This window comes from Actinomyces ruminicola (assembly GCF_900103885.1).
Classification (GTDB): Bacteria; Actinomycetota; Actinomycetes; order Actinomycetales; family Actinomycetaceae; genus Actinomyces; species Actinomyces ruminicola.
Window position 1 is genome coordinate 368,660 of record NZ_FNIM01000001.1, and the last position, 14,077, is coordinate 382,736.

11 protein-coding genes are annotated in these 14,077 nt (G+C 73.6%); 8 read left to right on the forward strand and 3 right to left on the reverse strand.

Annotated features, from left to right (window positions below; all coding sequences use genetic code 11):
• Positions 1-92 precede the first annotated feature (92 nt).
• Together BLR49_RS01560 and BLR49_RS13820 are read left to right on the forward strand one after the other, a co-directional pair.
• Positions 93-1,493, forward strand: a complete 1,401-nt coding sequence (locus BLR49_RS01560; protein WP_092532325.1) for an exonuclease SbcCD subunit D — start codon at positions 93-95, stop codon at positions 1,491-1,493.
• Positions 1,493-4,645 (forward strand): AAA family ATPase, encoded by a 3,153-nt coding sequence (locus tag BLR49_RS13820; RefSeq protein WP_092532328.1) that lies wholly within the window; start codon positions 1,493-1,495, stop codon positions 4,643-4,645. The genes BLR49_RS01560 and BLR49_RS13820 overlap by 1 nt, the downstream gene beginning before the upstream one ends.
• A gap of 52 nt (positions 4,646-4,697) precedes the next feature.
• Here the strand turns inward: BLR49_RS13820 and BLR49_RS01570 are convergent, their stop codons facing one another.
• Positions 4,698-5,186 carry a DUF6912 family protein gene (locus tag BLR49_RS01570; protein WP_092532331.1) on the reverse strand — a complete coding sequence of 163 codons (489 nt, stop codon included), beginning with the start codon at positions 5,184-5,186 and terminating at the stop codon, positions 4,698-4,700.
• A gap of 79 nt (positions 5,187-5,265) precedes the next feature.
• On the opposite strand from BLR49_RS01570, the gene BLR49_RS01575 reads away from it, so the two are divergent.
• Positions 5,266-5,790 (forward strand): Fis family transcriptional regulator, encoded by a 525-nt coding sequence (locus tag BLR49_RS01575; protein ID WP_092532334.1) that lies wholly within the window; start codon positions 5,266-5,268, stop codon positions 5,788-5,790.
• A 33-nt stretch (positions 5,791-5,823) separates the two neighbouring features.
• On the opposite strand, the gene BLR49_RS01580 is transcribed toward BLR49_RS01575, so the two are convergent.
• Positions 5,824-6,057 carry a helix-turn-helix domain-containing protein gene (locus tag BLR49_RS01580; RefSeq protein WP_092532337.1) on the reverse strand — a complete coding sequence of 78 codons (234 nt, stop codon included), beginning with the start codon at positions 6,055-6,057 and terminating at the stop codon, positions 5,824-5,826.
• A 112-nt stretch (positions 6,058-6,169) separates the two neighbouring features.
• Here BLR49_RS01580 and BLR49_RS01585 point away from each other — a divergent pair, with 112 nt between their 5' ends.
• From BLR49_RS01585 to BLR49_RS13525, 4 genes are all read left to right on the forward strand, one after another.
• Positions 6,170-6,838, forward strand: coding sequence for a hypothetical protein (locus BLR49_RS01585; protein ID WP_245690293.1), 669 nt, complete (start codon positions 6,170-6,172; stop codon positions 6,836-6,838).
• A complete protein-coding gene (locus BLR49_RS01590; protein WP_092532340.1) occupies positions 6,838-8,430 on the forward strand; it encodes a CpaE/TadZ family protein in 1,593 nt (530 codons plus the stop codon). Before BLR49_RS01585 ends, BLR49_RS01590 begins: the two co-directional genes overlap by 1 nt.
• Before the next feature lie 207 nt (positions 8,431-8,637).
• A complete protein-coding gene (locus BLR49_RS13520; RefSeq protein ID WP_143013665.1) occupies positions 8,638-9,384 on the forward strand; it encodes a LysM peptidoglycan-binding domain-containing protein in 747 nt (248 codons plus the stop codon).
• Between the two features lie 60 nt (positions 9,385-9,444).
• A complete protein-coding gene (locus BLR49_RS13525; protein ID WP_245690295.1) occupies positions 9,445-10,092 on the forward strand; it encodes an Rv3235 family protein in 648 nt (215 codons plus the stop codon).
• Between the two features lie 2 nt (positions 10,093-10,094).
• Here BLR49_RS13525 and secA read toward each other — a convergent pair whose 3' ends face one another.
• Positions 10,095-12,959: a preprotein translocase subunit SecA gene (gene secA / locus BLR49_RS01605; protein WP_092532346.1), complete on the reverse strand. Its 2,865-nt coding sequence runs from the start codon at positions 12,957-12,959 to the stop codon at positions 10,095-10,097.
• A 257-nt stretch (positions 12,960-13,216) separates the two neighbouring features.
• On the opposite strand from secA, the gene BLR49_RS01610 reads away from it, so the two are divergent.
• Complete coding sequence (locus BLR49_RS01610) at positions 13,217-14,071, forward strand: phosphoribosyltransferase family protein (RefSeq protein ID WP_092532349.1); 855 nt, start codon at positions 13,217-13,219, stop codon at positions 14,069-14,071.
• Positions 14,072-14,077: the final 6 nt, after the last annotated feature.

Genomic DNA, 14,077 nt, shown 5'->3' on the forward strand with positions numbered 1-14,077 from the left:
TGCCCGCTTACTGACGGCAAGGCATGCGCCGCCTGGCCGCCGCCCGCTAAGCCCCTGGAATTCGTGTCGGAGGCCTGTGAGAGGCTGCGGGCATGCGGATCCTCCACACCTCCGACTGGCACCTCGGGCGCACCTTCCACGGCCGGGTGCTCGATGACGCCCAGGCCACCTTCGCCGCGCACCTGATCGAGGTGGTCGAGGCCGAGCGCGTGGACGCCGTCGTCGTCTCCGGTGACGTCTACGACCGCGCCATCCCGCCCACCGCCGCCGTACGCCTGCTGGATGACACCCTGTGCCGCCTGGCCGACCGCACGCGTGTAGTGCTCACCCCCGGCAACCACGACTCCGCGCAGCGGCTCGGCTTCGCCGCCTCCCTGCTGCGCGAGGGCCTGGACCTGCGCGTGCGCGTGGCGGACGTGGACCGCCCAATCATCATCCCCGACGCCGACGGCGGCCCCGGCCTGTACGTCTACGCCCTGCCCTACCTGGACCCAGACGCCGCCCGCGAGACCCTGCCCCACCTGCTCGCCAAGCGCCTCGGGGAGGCGGCCGGAGCGGAAGCACTGCCCGACGGCAGCTCCCCCACCGGCTCCGTAGCAGCCGCTGAGCCTGCCGATGCAGCCGCGGACCCACCCGCAGACGGCCCCGCCCCGCTGCCGCGCAGCCATGAGGCCGTGGTCTCCGCGGCGCTGCGGCTGGTGTCCCGGGATCTTGCCTCCCGACGTGCCGCAGGCTCCGCCCGGGTGCCCGCACTGGCCATGGCCCATGCCTTCGTCGTCGGCGGGCAGGCCAGCCCCGACTCCGAGCGGGACATCCGCGTCGGCGGGGTCGACTCGGTCCCGGCCGGCGTGTTCGCCACGCTCGGCGGCTCGCCGCTGGCCGCCGCCTCCGGCGGCCTGGACTACGTGGCGCTCGGCCACCTGCACCGCCCACAGGAACTGCGTGCGCCAGCCGTCCAAGCCGAAGCCGCTGGCACGGCCGCGAGCGCATCCCCGCCAGGCATGCGCACCACCCACCCGCGCCTGGTCTACTCCGGCAGCCCGCTGCCCTTCTCCTTCCCCGAGGCCGATGCCGCCAAGTCCTCGGTCCTGCTGGAGCTGGACTCCTCCGGCGTGACCCGCATGGAGCGCATCCCCACGCCCACCCCCTACCGGCCCACCACGCTGCGCGGCACGCTGGAGGAGCTGCTCGCCCCCGCCAACTCCGCCCACTCCGCCGACTGGGTGCGCATCGAACTGAGCGGCCCCATGCCCCCTGGCGCCATGGCGCAGCTCAAGGAACGCTTCCCCAACCTGCTCGCCTTCTCCCACACCCGCCCCGAGCGGGCCGAGCGCGAGGCCATCACCGTCACCCGCGCCTCGGACCCGGTGGACGTGGCCGAGCGCTTCCTGACCGAAATGCTCGGGCACTCCCCCACCCCGGCCCAACGGGCCATCATGGCCGAGGCCTACGACACCGCCCGCGCCGAGACCCAGCTCAAGGAGGAGCGCTGATGCGCCTGCACCGCCTGACCATGACCGGGGTGGGGCCCTTCCCCGGCACCGAGACCATCGACTTCGACCGCTTCACCGACTCCGGCCGCTTCCTGCTGACCGGTCCCACCGGATCGGGCAAGACCACCATCATCGACGCCATCGTCTTCGCACTCTACGGAGAGGTGGCCGACACCGACGGGTCCTCCAGGCAGCGCATCCGCTCCACCCTGGTGGAATCCACCGACCCCAGTGAGGTCGAGCTCGTCTTCTCCACCTCCGCCGGCGTCTACCGCATCCTGCGCACCCCCGAGTACATGCGCCTCAAGCGGCGCGGCTCCGGCACCACCAAGCAGAACGCCACGGTCAAGCTGTGGCGGCTTTCCGCCCCAGACGGCCGCCCCACCACAGAACCGATCACCCGCATCGACGAAGCCGCCGAAGAGATCAAGCGCATCGTGGGGCTGAACCGCGATCAGTTCACCCAGACCGTCATCCTGCCCCAGGGGAAGTTCGCCCAGTTCCTGCGGGCGGAGTCCAAGCAGCGCCGCCTGCTCCTGCGCGACGTGTTCGGCACCGCCGTCTTCGATCGCATGCAGGAGGCGCTGCGCGCACGCGGCCGCGCCCTGGAGCAGCAGGCGGAGTCGGTCCGCCAGACCCTGCGCGCCCGCGCCGAGATCCTGGCCCCGCTGCTTCCCGACGCCGACTCCCCCGCACCCGCCACGGGCGACGACGCCCCCGCCGCGCAGCTGGAGGCACTCGTGTCCGCCCGCGTGCCCGACGCCGAGGCCATCACAGCGATCGGGGACGCCGCCCTCCAGGCAGCGCGAGCAGCGGCCGAACCGGCGCAGCAGGCCCTGGAAGCGGCCGGTGCCGCACGCCAGGAGGCAGCCGACGCCGTCAACGCCGCCATGGCGCTGCAGGAGCGTCTGGATCGGCGCGCGCGCCTGGTGGCCGAGCAGCAGCAACTCGACGCCCGCGCCGCCCAGGACGCCGCCGACGCCGCCCGTGCAGACGCGGCCCGCAGGGCCGCCATCGTCATCCCCGTACTGACCCGCGCGCAGGACGCCGCCCGGTCAGCCCTCGCCGCGCACGCGCGGGCCGTCGAAGCACTGGAAGAGGACCGGCCCCCTGCCTCCGAGTACGAGTCGGCGCGCTCATCGCTGGATGAACTCGCTCCACTGCTTCCAAACGCCGACGCCCCCAGTCCCGACGTCCCGGATGCCGCCGCGGTGCACACGGTTCTGGAGGCCCTCACGCAGGCAGCCCGCGCCATCACCGCCCGCGGCCACGCCCTGCGCACCCGGGCGGGGACGCTCAGCGCCGTTGCAGAGCTGGAGGACGGGCTAGCCGCACGCGCGCAGGAGGCTGAAGCGGCACGGGAGCGCCTAGCCGCCGAGCAGGCGGAGGCGGAGGGCGCAGCCGCCCAACTGGCGCAGCGCCCCCGGCAGCGGGAGAACCTGGAGGAGTCGCTGGCCGCCGCCCGCGCCGCGCAGGCCGGGCTGCCGGAGCTGCGCGTGCAGAGAGACGCCTGCGCCGAGCGTCTCCGGGCATCCCAACGCGCTGATGCACTGGACGGCCAGATCGCCGCCGCGCATGACGCCGTCGAGGCCGCCACCGCCGCCGCGCGGGAAGCCAACCAGCTCGTCTCACAGCGGCGAGAGGCCTGGATCAGCGCCACGGCCGGCTCAATCGTCACCGAGCTCGTCGCCGGGCAGCCCTGCCCGGTATGCGGATCGACCGAGCATCCCGCCCCCGCCGTCCCCGGCCAGGGGACCATCTCCCGCACGGACGTCGAGGCCGCTGAGGCGGCGCAGCGCCAGGCCGACGCCCGGCTGGCGGCGCAGGTCAAGACCCACGAGGCGCTCGCCGCCGAACAGGCCACGGCCCGCACCGCCGCCGGACAGGCCCCCACGTCCGAGCTCGCCCAGGCCCTGGAAGCCGCGCAGAGCGAACTCGATACCGCGCAGCAGGCCGCAGCACCGCTGCCGGAGTTGGAGTCCCAGCTGGCCGAGTTCACCCGCGCCACCGAGCAGCTGCGCGAACAGCTCGAACAGCAGCGGACCAAGCTCGCCCAGGGGCGCGCCCAGCTGGCCTCCCAGGTTGAGGCCCTAGCCCGGGACCGGGAGCGCTGCCGCACCGAGCAGGCCGGGTACGACTCCGTCGCCGAGCACATGCGCGCCCTGGGCGACGCCGCCGACGCCGCCGGACAACTGGCAGGCATCCTAACCCGGGCCGCCGATGCCGCCCGGGCCACCACACAAGACCATACCGAGCTGGTCGACGCCGTCACGCAGGCGGGCTTCATCTCCGCCGCGCAGGCTCAGGCGGCCTTCCTGCCCGGCACCGAGCTGGCGGACCTGGAGGCCAAGGTCGCTGAGGCAGCAGCCCGACGCGAGCGGGTCCGGCACGGCCTGACCGAGGACGCGTCAATCGCCACGCTCACGGGCGAGGAGACCGCCGACGTCGAGGGCGCGCGCCAGCGGCTGGCGGCAGCCGACTCCGCCTACCACGCGGCAATGGAGGCGCGGGAACAGGCCCGTGCCCGCCTGGCCCACGTGCAGGAGGCCGTCGGCGGAGTCCAGGACGCAGCCAACGCCCTCACCGCCGCGGTCAAGGACTCCACCGCACTATGGGAGGTCGTCGCCGTGGCCTCCGGCAACAACGACTCCGCCACCCCGCTGGCCACCTGGGTTCTGCTGGAGCGCTTCAAGGAGGTGCTCGTCTTCGCCAACCACCGGCTTTCCCAGATGTCCGCCGGCCGCTACGAGCTCGTCCATGTTGACGACGAGGCCGGCGCCAGGAGCCGCACCGACCGCGGGCTGGGGCTCGGCGTCATCGACCGCTTCTCCGACTCCGGTGTACGCGGCCCCAAGACGCTGTCCGGCGGGGAGACCTTCTACGTGTCACTCTCCCTTGCCCTGGCCCTGGCCGACGTGGTCACGGCCGAATCGGGCGGAGTGACCATGGAGACGCTGTTCATTGATGAGGGCTTCGGCTCGCTGGACTCCGAGACCCTACAGAACGTACTGGCCGAACTGGGGCGACTTCAGACCGGCGGCCGCACGGTCGGGATCGTCTCCCACGTGGAGGAACTGCGCCGGCAGGTGGCCGACCGCATCGAGGTCACCCGCTCACCCAAGGGGTCCGGGCTCCGTGTAATCGCCTCCTGAGTGGAGGATTGCCCAGCCGGCACTCTCCTCACCCACTCTCCTCACCGCGTCACTAATGCTGGTCTCGCGGGGTGGCGGCCAGTTCCTCGGCCAGCGCCCCGCGCTCGGAGACGTCGTACCACAGCAGGTCCGCCTCGGCGGCCCGCTCGAAGGCGGCCTCGTCCCCGGTGCGGGCGGCGCGCACATCCGGCTCCGCCTCCGCCTCGTCCACCAGCAGCGCCGCGACCGCATCCCACGACACCGGTGCCGTCACCTCCACCGTCCCGGGCAGGACGTCGTCGGCCACGGGCAGCTGACGCACCTGGGCGTCATCAACATCGGCGGCTATGACCACGCGCCGGTCTGCCTCCGTCTCCGCGCCGGGCGCGGCCAGCCGCATCAGGGAGGCGTCGGCGGCGCACAGGCTCGCGGAGACCTCCAGGCCCTCCTGATCCTCCTCGGGGAACACGGCGGCCAGCGCGGCCGTGGCGGCGTGGGCGGTGCGGGGGCTGATCTCTGCGGCGGCCAGGTCGGCGGCGGTGGCGGGAAGATATACACGCATGAGCCAAGTCTGCCCCGAAACGGCGGCGCACGCGCCCCTGCCCCTTGGCCTCGCGCCGCCGTTGTGATGTGCTGCGGGTATGAACTGGGACAGTCTGCTGGCCGACCTGGAAAGCCGCTTCGAGGCGGAGCGGCGCGCCGACCTCACCGCCGAGGCCGCCGACCTCGCCGAGGCGGAGATCGCCGGCCTGCACCTGGCGGACCGGCTGCGCGCTGCCGCGGGCCGTGGCGTGCACCTGCGCACGCGCGGCGGGGCGGCCGTGGACGGCGTCGTCAACCGGGCCGAGAACAGCTTCGTACTGCTGGACGAGGGCGGGGGGATGCAGTCGCTCGTACCAATGCCCGCCATCACGCTGGCGTCGCCCCTGCCGGGTCCGGCACCCGCCCCCACCGGACGCCGTCCCGGCATTCAGGCCCTGCTGCGGGAGCTGGCCCGCGCGGGCACGCGGGTACGCGTGGTCTTCGCGGCCGGTGAGGTCACCGGTCGACTCGCCCGCGTGGGCGCCGACTACATCGACGTCGTCCGCGACGGCGCCGCCTCCGCACGCACCTCAGCAACGGTCACCATCGCGCTGTCTGCGATCGAGGTGGTCCGCAGCCGCTGAGCCCGTCCGCCGGCGGCGCCCAACGCCCCGGGGCTACGCCTCCGTGCCCCGAGGCGCCCTCGCCGCTCCGGCCGCCACCATCTGGCGGGTCGCTGCCAACTGGCGCTCCACGTACTCGTCGAAGGCGCTCTCCGGCACCCGCCACAGGTGGCGCGCCCCGACCTGAATCGCGGGGAGCTCCCCGGACTGGATCAGGGACCGCACCCCCTGGGCGGAGAGCTGCAGGTGATCGGCTACTTCTGCGATGGTCAGAAACTTGTCCGGCATGGCACCATGATCTCATCATCTTGCCGTATACGCCATACTCGAACATACTTGTGGATAACCAACGATATTCTTGTAATATTCAACGGCAACGCACATGATCGAGGAGGATCCCGTGAGTTCCGCACAACGAAGTGCCCCCGACTCCGCCGCAGCCGCCCGGACGCCACGCACCCGCCTGCGCCGCCCCACCTGGAAGGACCCTCGCCTGGCGGGCGGGCTGGCGCTGATCGGGGCGGCAGTGGCACTGGGAGCCTGGGCCGTCAATGCGGCCGCGGACACCGAACAGATCTACGTGCTCTCCCACGACGTCGCCCCCGGCACCGACCTGACCGCCGCCGGGGTGCTCTCGCTCGTCGACTCCCACCCCGGAACCGCCGTGTATGTGGCGGCCGGAGAGCTTCCCGATGACGCCGTCGCCACCCGCTCCCTCCAGGCGGGCGAGCTGCTGCCCTCCGGAGCGGTCGGCCGGGCGGCCGACGTGGCGCTGCGCTCCGTGGTGCTCGACGTCGCCTCCGGCTTGCCCGCGGACACGAGCGCCGGCGACATCGTCGACCTGTGGGTGCTGCCCGCGCCCCAGGCGACCGTCCAGGACGCCGGCAGCGCCGAGGTGGTCGCACGCGGACTGCTGATCGCATCCGTGGGCGAGGCGGGCACGAGCCTCGTCGGCGGCACCAGCGTGCAGGTGGAGGTGCTTGTGCCCGAGGAGACGGTCGCCGATGTGCTCACCGCCGTCGGCGGGGGCGGCCCCCTCGTGCTCGTCCCCACCGGGCAGGGACAGTGATGGACAACCAGCAGCCGGCCTCCGCCGCAACCGGCCCGCAGGGCGTTCTGCTCGCCCTGTCCGGCGACGACGCCGCGATCCTGCGCGCCCTCGACGCCCCCGGATCGGGCCTGAAGGTGGTGCGCCGCTGCGCGGACGCCGCCGAACTGCTCAGCGCCGCCATGGCCGGCCTGGCGACGCTCGCCGTCGTCGACACCGCCTTCGACGAGCTCGACCGCACCATCCTGGATCGACTGCTCCGCGCCGGCGTCCTAGGAGTGCTGCTCACGCCCGACGCCGAGCGCGAGCGCTGGGCGGCAACGGGTTGGCCGCTGGAGTCCGTCGCCTCGCCTCCGGCCGCGGTGCGCACGCGCCTGCAGGCCATCGCCCGGGGCCTGGAAGAGCCCCGCCGCCCCTCCGCCTCTGTGCCGACGGCCTCCGGCTCGGCCCCACGGGCGGGCAGCACCGACCTGTGGGCAGAGTTCGAGGCGGCTGCCGCGCCCGGTCCGCCGCCACTCCCGGCTGCGACCGGAACGGCGGACACCGCGGGCAGCGAAGGCCGCCCCCGCGGCGGCCTGTTGGTGGTGTGGGGGCCACAGGGCGCGCCGGGGCGCTCCACCGTCGCCGCGGCACTGGCCGCCGGACTCAGTGGCAGCACCATCCTGGTCGACGCCGACATTCAGGCGCCCTGCCTGACCCAGCTGCTCGGTCTGCCGGAGGACTCCTCCGCCCTGGCCACGGCTGCGCGCCTGGCTTCCCGCGGCCGCCTGGACACCGAGTCCTTGGACCGCATCCTCATCCCGATCAGCGCGGATCGGCGTCTGCTGACCGGTCTGGGCCGCCCCGGACGGTGGCGCGAGCTGCCGCCGGCCGCCATGCCGGAGGTGTGGGAGCAGTGTCGGCGGGCGGCCGCCTGGACGGTGGTGGACGTGGCCGGCGGGCCGGTCGACGACGCCGTGGACGACTTCACCCTGGAACCGGGCCGTGGCGCCATGACCGCTGACCTGCTGCGGAACGCCGACGTGGCGGTGATCGTCGGCGCCGGAGACCCGATCGGCGTGCGACGCCTGCTGCAGCTAATGGACGACCCGGAGGGGCAGATGCGGCCCGCCGGACGCGTCGAGGTGGTGGTCAACCGGGTACGCGCATCGGCCGCCGGGCCGTCCCCGCAGCGCGCGGTACGCGAGGCACTCGCCCGCTTCGGCGGTGTGGAGGAGGTGACCGTGCTGCCCGAGGACGCGGCGACGGCGGACCGTTGCCTCATGGAGGGGCGCAGCGTGCTGGAGGCCGCCCCGGCATCGCCGTTGGGGCGGGCACTGGCCGACCTGGTCGACCGCATCGACCCGCGCTCCGAGGCCGCGGCAAGAGCCGGACGCGCCGCCCGGGGCGCGCGCCTGCGCCGCCTGACCACGCTGCTCGGTTCTGACCGTCAGCGCCCGCCGAGCGCACGGAAGGCCGCTGCCCCGAAGGCCACCGGCACCGGCCCCACCGTCACGCTGAGCACGGCGGAAGCCGCTGCACCGGCACCGCCGCCTCCGCCTCCGCCACCACCCGATGCGGCCGCCGCCACCAGCACGTCCGCGCGCAACCGGGGCGGCCGCCACCGCGCCTGATCGACTGGCGCCCTCAGAGGCACCTCAACGCACCTCGCTCAACCCGCAGCCGCCGCAGGCACCCGCCTGCGGCGGCTGTTGCCACCCGCGTCCGGACATGGCCAGCCGCACCCCGAGACACTGCCAGCAAAGAAGCTCTTGACACATCGCACAGACTCTATGATGATCTACCATCATCAAACATGGTCAACGGCGATGGAGTGAGTCATGGATGCAGCAACGTGGAGGGGCCTGTCGGCATGGACGGCGCGAGGGCATGCGGCCCTGGGCGTGGTCGGCCTGGCCTGCGCCACCCTGGTCCCGGTGCTGGTGAGCGCAGCCGTGACGAGCGGCCGCTGCCTGCTGGAACTGCCACCCGCCGGTTGGGGCACCACCCAGCTCTCCGCAGCCATAACCGTCATCGCCTGCGCCACGGGTGCCGTCGGCACCCTGTGGCACCTGCTGTCCGTGCTCCTGGCATTCGCGGCCTGCAGCGGCGCCCGCCGCGCGGCCGACCCCGACATCCCGCCCGGCCACGGCGCCCGCGCCGCCGCCCGGCTGCTGCACCGCTGGGGCGCTCCCCTGGTGCGGCGAATCGCCGCCGGCGCTCTCATCGCCGGTATCGCCACCTCCCCGGCAGTGGCGGTCGAGGAGTCCGGGCCGGGCACCGACGACCTGGGCTGGCAGCCCACCGCCACCGCACCGGCGGACCCCGGTTCCCCGCCCGACTCCGCCGCACCCGAGCAGGCAGCAGCCGCCCCGCGCTCCTCCGACTCCCACACGGTGGCGGCCGGCGAGTCCCTGTGGTCCATCACCGCCGCACTGCTGGGACCCGAGGCCTCGGCGGCGCAGGTGGCAGAGGCCTGGCCCCGGCTGTACCGGGCCAATGCCGACGCGATCGGCACCGACCCCGGGCTCATCCACCCCGGCACTTCCCTGGCCGTTCCCGACTTCTCCGACCAGCCCGATTCGTAAGCGCCCCGTCCACCCAGTACGAGCAACGCCGCTCGACCGTCCCCTCGCAGGAGAAACGCCATGTCCGCCCTAGCCGCCCCCGCCGCCCCGGCCCGCACTACGGCAACTTCCGCCGCACAGCGCACACCGCAGCTCCGCGCGGCAGCGACCACTCAGGCGCTCGACCGCCAAGCCGCACGAATCCGGCGCCGCACCGGCCCGACGCCGCCCACACGCCCCGCACCCGGCCTCCGCCTGGCGACGGGCACGGCCGCAGGCACGGTGGTCCCCCACCCGAGCCTGGAGGGCGCTCAGCGTCCCCGGGACTGGGATCGGCTGCGCTTCCGCCCCGCCCTGGAGGAGACCGGCGCACGCGCGCCCGCACTGTCCGCCGCTGCGGCCGACCTGCCGGATCCGGCGCGCTTCGCCGCCGTCGTCGTGACTGCCGCCGCAGAGGTGCTGTCCGGACAGCGGCGCGCCGATCACCTCGCCCGCTGGACGACGCCGGAGCTGTTCGAGGCACTCGCCCGGCGGGCGGGCCTGGCCCGGCGGCTCCTGGGGTGCGCGCCGACGCGCCTGCGCCCGCGCTCGGTGCACGCCCAGCCTCCCAGCCACGGCACCTGCGAGGTGACGATCCTGCTGGACGACGGCGCCCGCGTACGGGCGGCCGCCGCCCGCCTGGAGGCCTTCCGGGGCCGGTGGCTGCTGGCCGCCCTGGAAATCGCCTGAGGCTACTTGCGGCGCTTCTTGGCGGCGGCTCGGCGCTGCTTGCGGTTGCCGCCCGACGGCGCGGAGTGGCCCGCACCGCCGGCGCCCGCGCCGGCAGCGGCGCCAGAGGCCGCCGCCTTGGCAGTGACCCGGCCCTGCGCCGCCGGAGCGGGGGTGGCCGTGGCGGTGCCGTCCTCCGCGGGGGCCGTATAAGTGATGCGCTGGTTCATGGGCTCCTGGCCGGTGTTGCCCAGGACGGAGCCACGGGCGGCCTCCCGCTTGCGGGCACCGGCCGCCGCCACACCGTCACCCGCGCGCTCGGCCTCGGCCTGCTCGGCGGCGCGGGCGGCCGCGGCGTCGAAGCGGGCGGCGTTGGCGAAGACCTGCTCGACGGTCTCCTCGCGGATGCCCTCCATCATGGCCTTGAACATATGGGCCCCCTCGTTGGCGTACTCCACCAGGGGGTCGCGCTGGGCCATGGCGCGCAGGCCGATGCCCTCCTTGAGATAGTCCATCTCATACAGGTGCTCGCGCCAGCGCTTGTCCACGACGGCGAGCAGTACGCGCCGCTCCAGGGCGCGCATGGGCTCCTCCCCCAGCTGGGCGCGGGCGATGGGGTTGTCACTCAGGCGCCGTTCGGCCTCCTCGTAGGCGACGGCGGCGTCGTCGGCGAGCTCGGCGGACAGCCGCTCGGCGGACAGCAGGTCGCGGCCGCCGACCTCGTCGATCAGGTCCTCCTGGGTGACGCTGACCGGGTAGACGTGGGCGAGGTCGTCCCACAGGGCGTCCAGATCCCACTCGTCGGGGCGGCCCTCCTGGGTCCGGGCGGACACGATGGTGCCGACCGCCTGGGCGCGGAAGGCGGCCAGCTGCGGCTCCAGGTCCTCCCCATCCAGCACACGGCGGCGCTCGGAGTAGACCTTCTCGCGCTGCTCGGTCATGACGTCGTCGTACTTCAGGACGTTCTTGCGGATCTCGTAGTTGCGCGACTCGACCTGCCGCTGTGCGGAGGCGATGGCCCGGGTGACCATCTTCGACTCGATCGGCACGTCGTCGGGGTAGGCGCCGGAGTTCATGATGCGCTGGGCGGCGCCGGAGGCGAACATGCGCATCAGGTCGTCCTCCATGGACAGGTAGAAGCGGGACTCGCCCGGGTCTCCCTGGCGGCCCGAGCGCCCGCGCAGCTGGTTGTCGATGCGGCGGGACTCGTGCCGCTCGGTGCCCAGCACGTACAGGCCGCCGAGCTCCACCACATCGTCGTGCTCCGCGGCGCATGCCTCCTGAGCGGCCGCGAGCGCCTTGGGCCAGGCCTTCTCGTACTCCTCGGCGTTCTCCTCCGGATCCAGGCCCGCCTCCTTCAGGGCGGTCACCGCGATGTGCTCGGCGTTGCCGCCGAGCATGATGTCGGTGCCGCGGCCGGCCATGTTGGTGGCCACGGTGACGGCGCCCTTGCGCCCGGCCAGTGCGACCACCGCGGCCTCGCGGGCGTGCTGCTTGGCGTTGAGGACCTCGTGGGGAATGCCGCGCTCATCCAGCAGCCGGGAGAGCCGCTCGGACTTCTCCACGCTGGTGGTGCCCACCAGGACGGGCTGGCCGAGCTCGTGGCGCTCGGCGATGTCGTCGACGACGGCGGCCAGCTTGGCGGCCACATTGGTGTAGACCAGGTCCGGCTGGTCCACGCGGATCATGGGCTTGTTGGTGGGGATGGGGACCACGCCGATGCCGTAGGTGCCGGCGAACTCGGCGGCCTCGGTCTCGGCGGTACCGGTCATGCCGGCCCGGGACCCCTCGGGGTAGAGGCGGAAGTAGTTCTGCAGCGTGATCGTGGCCAGGGTCTGGTTCTCGGCCTTGATGTCCACCCGCTCCTTGGCCTCAATGGCCTGGTGCATGCCCTCGTTGTAGCGGCGCCCGGGCAGGACCCGGCCGGTGTGCTCGTCGACGATGAGGACCTCGCCGTCGCGCACGATGTAGTCCTTGTCCAGGTGGAACAGCTCCTTGGCCTTGATGGCGTTGTTCAGGAAGCCGATCAGGGGGGTGTTCTCGGACTCGTAGAGGTTGTCGATGCCCAGGTAGTCCTCCACCCGCTCGATGCCGGGGGCGAGCACGCCGACGGTGCGCTTCTTCTCGTCGACCTCGTAGTCGCGGCCGGCGCGCAGCCGCTGCGCGAGCTTGGCGAACTCCTTGTACCACTTGTTGACGTCCCCGGTGGCGGGGCCGGAGATGATCAGCGGGGTGCGGGCCTCGTCGATGAGGATCGAGTCGACCTCGTCGACGATCACGAAGGCGTGCCCGCGCTGTACCAGGTCCTCGGGACGCTGGGCCATGTTGTCGCGCAGGTAGTCGAAGCCGAACTCATTGTTGGTGCCGTAGGTGATGTCGCACTGGTACTGCTTGCGCCGCTCGGCGGGCCGCTGCGTGGCCAGCACGCAGCCCGTGGTCAGCCCCAGGAAGCGGTGCACCCGCCCCATGAGGTCGGACTGGTACTCGGCCAGGTAGTCGTTGACGGTGACCACGTGCACGCCCTTGCCGGTCAGGGCCCGCAGGTAGGAGGGCATGGTTGCCACCAGGGTCTTGCCCTCACCGGTCTTCATCTCGGCGATGTTGCCCTGGTGCAGGGCGGCGCCGCCCATGATCTGCACGTGGTAGGGACGCTGCCCGAGCACGCGGTCGGCGGCCTCCACGACGGTGGCGAAGGCCTCGGGGAGGAGCTCGTCGAGGGTCTCCCCGTCGGCGTACCGCTGCTTGAACTCCGCGGTCTGCTCGTGCAGCTCGGCGTCGGTGAACTCCTTGTAGTCCTCCGCGAGGGCCTCGACCTGGGTGGCGAGGGCGTCAAGCCTCCTGAGGGTCCGCCCCTCACCGATGCGAAGGATCCGGTCGACAATCGACACGCTGGTCTCTCCCCTGGTAGCTGATGGGAGCCCGCCGTGGTGCGGCGCCTGCAGCAGACGGGCCCCGCGCCCGGTCGGACCGGGCGCGGACGCCGCCATCGTATGCCATCGGGCCGCGGCCGCCCGGACTATCGCTTACCGCTGAGCGGCGATCCGCCGCTATCCACAACCGCCCGCGAAGACGGCCCCCGTGCGAGCCTGTGGACAGGGGGCCCCGCGGCGGGAGCCGGAGCGAGCCGACGCCGCAGACTGGTCACATGGTTCGCCTGCTCCCCGGCGTGCTCGCCGACGCCGTCCACGTGGGCCTGCCGCTGGCCTGTGCCGGCTGCGGCCGCTGGGACGTGGCCCTGTGCGAGGACTGCGCGGCGCTGCTCGACGCGGCGCCGCACCGGGTGGAGCACGCCGACGCCGCCGGAGAGCTGACGGTGTGGGCGCTGGCCGCCTACACCGGTCCGATGCGCTCACTGGTGCTGAGCTGGAAGAACGGGGCGCGGGAGGACCTGAACGGAGTGATGTCCCGGGCGGGGCGGCACACGGGACACCACCTGGCGGCCGCTCTGCCTGACGAGGTGGTGGCAGCGGCCGTAGCTAGTGGCAGCCTGCTGGTGGTTCCGGCACCGTCCGGGCTGGGCCGCCGCCTGCGGGGCCGACTGGTGGCGGCGGACCTGGCCGACGCCGTCGCCCGTGGTCTGGCCGCCGGCTGGGGTGACGTGGTCGCCGTCGGGCAGGAGCATCCGGTGACGGTGGCGAGCGCGGATGTGCTGCGACGTCGCGCCGGTGCGGGCGGCGCGCGCCAGGCGGGCCGGTCGGCCGCCCAGCGGCGGGCCAACCGCTCGGTGCCGCCGCGGGTGGTGGCACGGGTGGAGGGCATGGGGGTCGTACTGGTGGACGACGTGGTGACCACCGGGGCCACGCTGGGCGCCTGCGCGCGAGCACTGCGGCAGGCCGGGGCCGTCGTCGGCGGCGCCTTGGTGGTGGCCGCCGCGCCGCCACCGGCCCGTGGCCGCCGGGTGTCCGTCCCCGGCGGGCCGGCGCTCCCCCGCCCGTCCCCCGCCTCCACCGGCAACACACCGGAACCGGCACCACCAACACGGCGAGACCGGTCGAAGTAACCGTCG

Excerpts from the sequence above, each read along its gene's own strand:
- BLR49_RS01560 (WP_092532325.1), top strand. The coding sequence starts at position 93 with ATGCGGATCCTCCACACCTCCGACTGGCACCTCGGGCGCACCTTCCAC.
- BLR49_RS13820 (WP_092532328.1), top strand. The coding sequence starts at position 1,493 with ATGCGCCTGCACCGCCTGACCATGACCGGGGTGGGGCCCTTCCCCGGC.
- BLR49_RS01570 (WP_092532331.1), bottom strand. The coding sequence starts at position 5,186 with ATGCGTGTATATCTTCCCGCCACCGCCGCCGACCTGGCCGCCGCAGAG.
- BLR49_RS01575 (WP_092532334.1), top strand. The coding sequence starts at position 5,266 with ATGAACTGGGACAGTCTGCTGGCCGACCTGGAAAGCCGCTTCGAGGCG.
- BLR49_RS01580 (WP_092532337.1), bottom strand. The coding sequence starts at position 6,057 with ATGCCGGACAAGTTTCTGACCATCGCAGAAGTAGCCGATCACCTGCAG.
- BLR49_RS01590 (WP_092532340.1), top strand. The coding sequence starts at position 6,838 with ATGGACAACCAGCAGCCGGCCTCCGCCGCAACCGGCCCGCAGGGCGTT.
- BLR49_RS13520 (WP_143013665.1), top strand. The coding sequence starts at position 8,638 with ATGGATGCAGCAACGTGGAGGGGCCTGTCGGCATGGACGGCGCGAGGG.
- BLR49_RS13525 (WP_245690295.1), top strand. The coding sequence starts at position 9,445 with ATGTCCGCCCTAGCCGCCCCCGCCGCCCCGGCCCGCACTACGGCAACT.
- BLR49_RS01610 (WP_092532349.1), top strand. The coding sequence starts at position 13,217 with ATGGTTCGCCTGCTCCCCGGCGTGCTCGCCGACGCCGTCCACGTGGGC.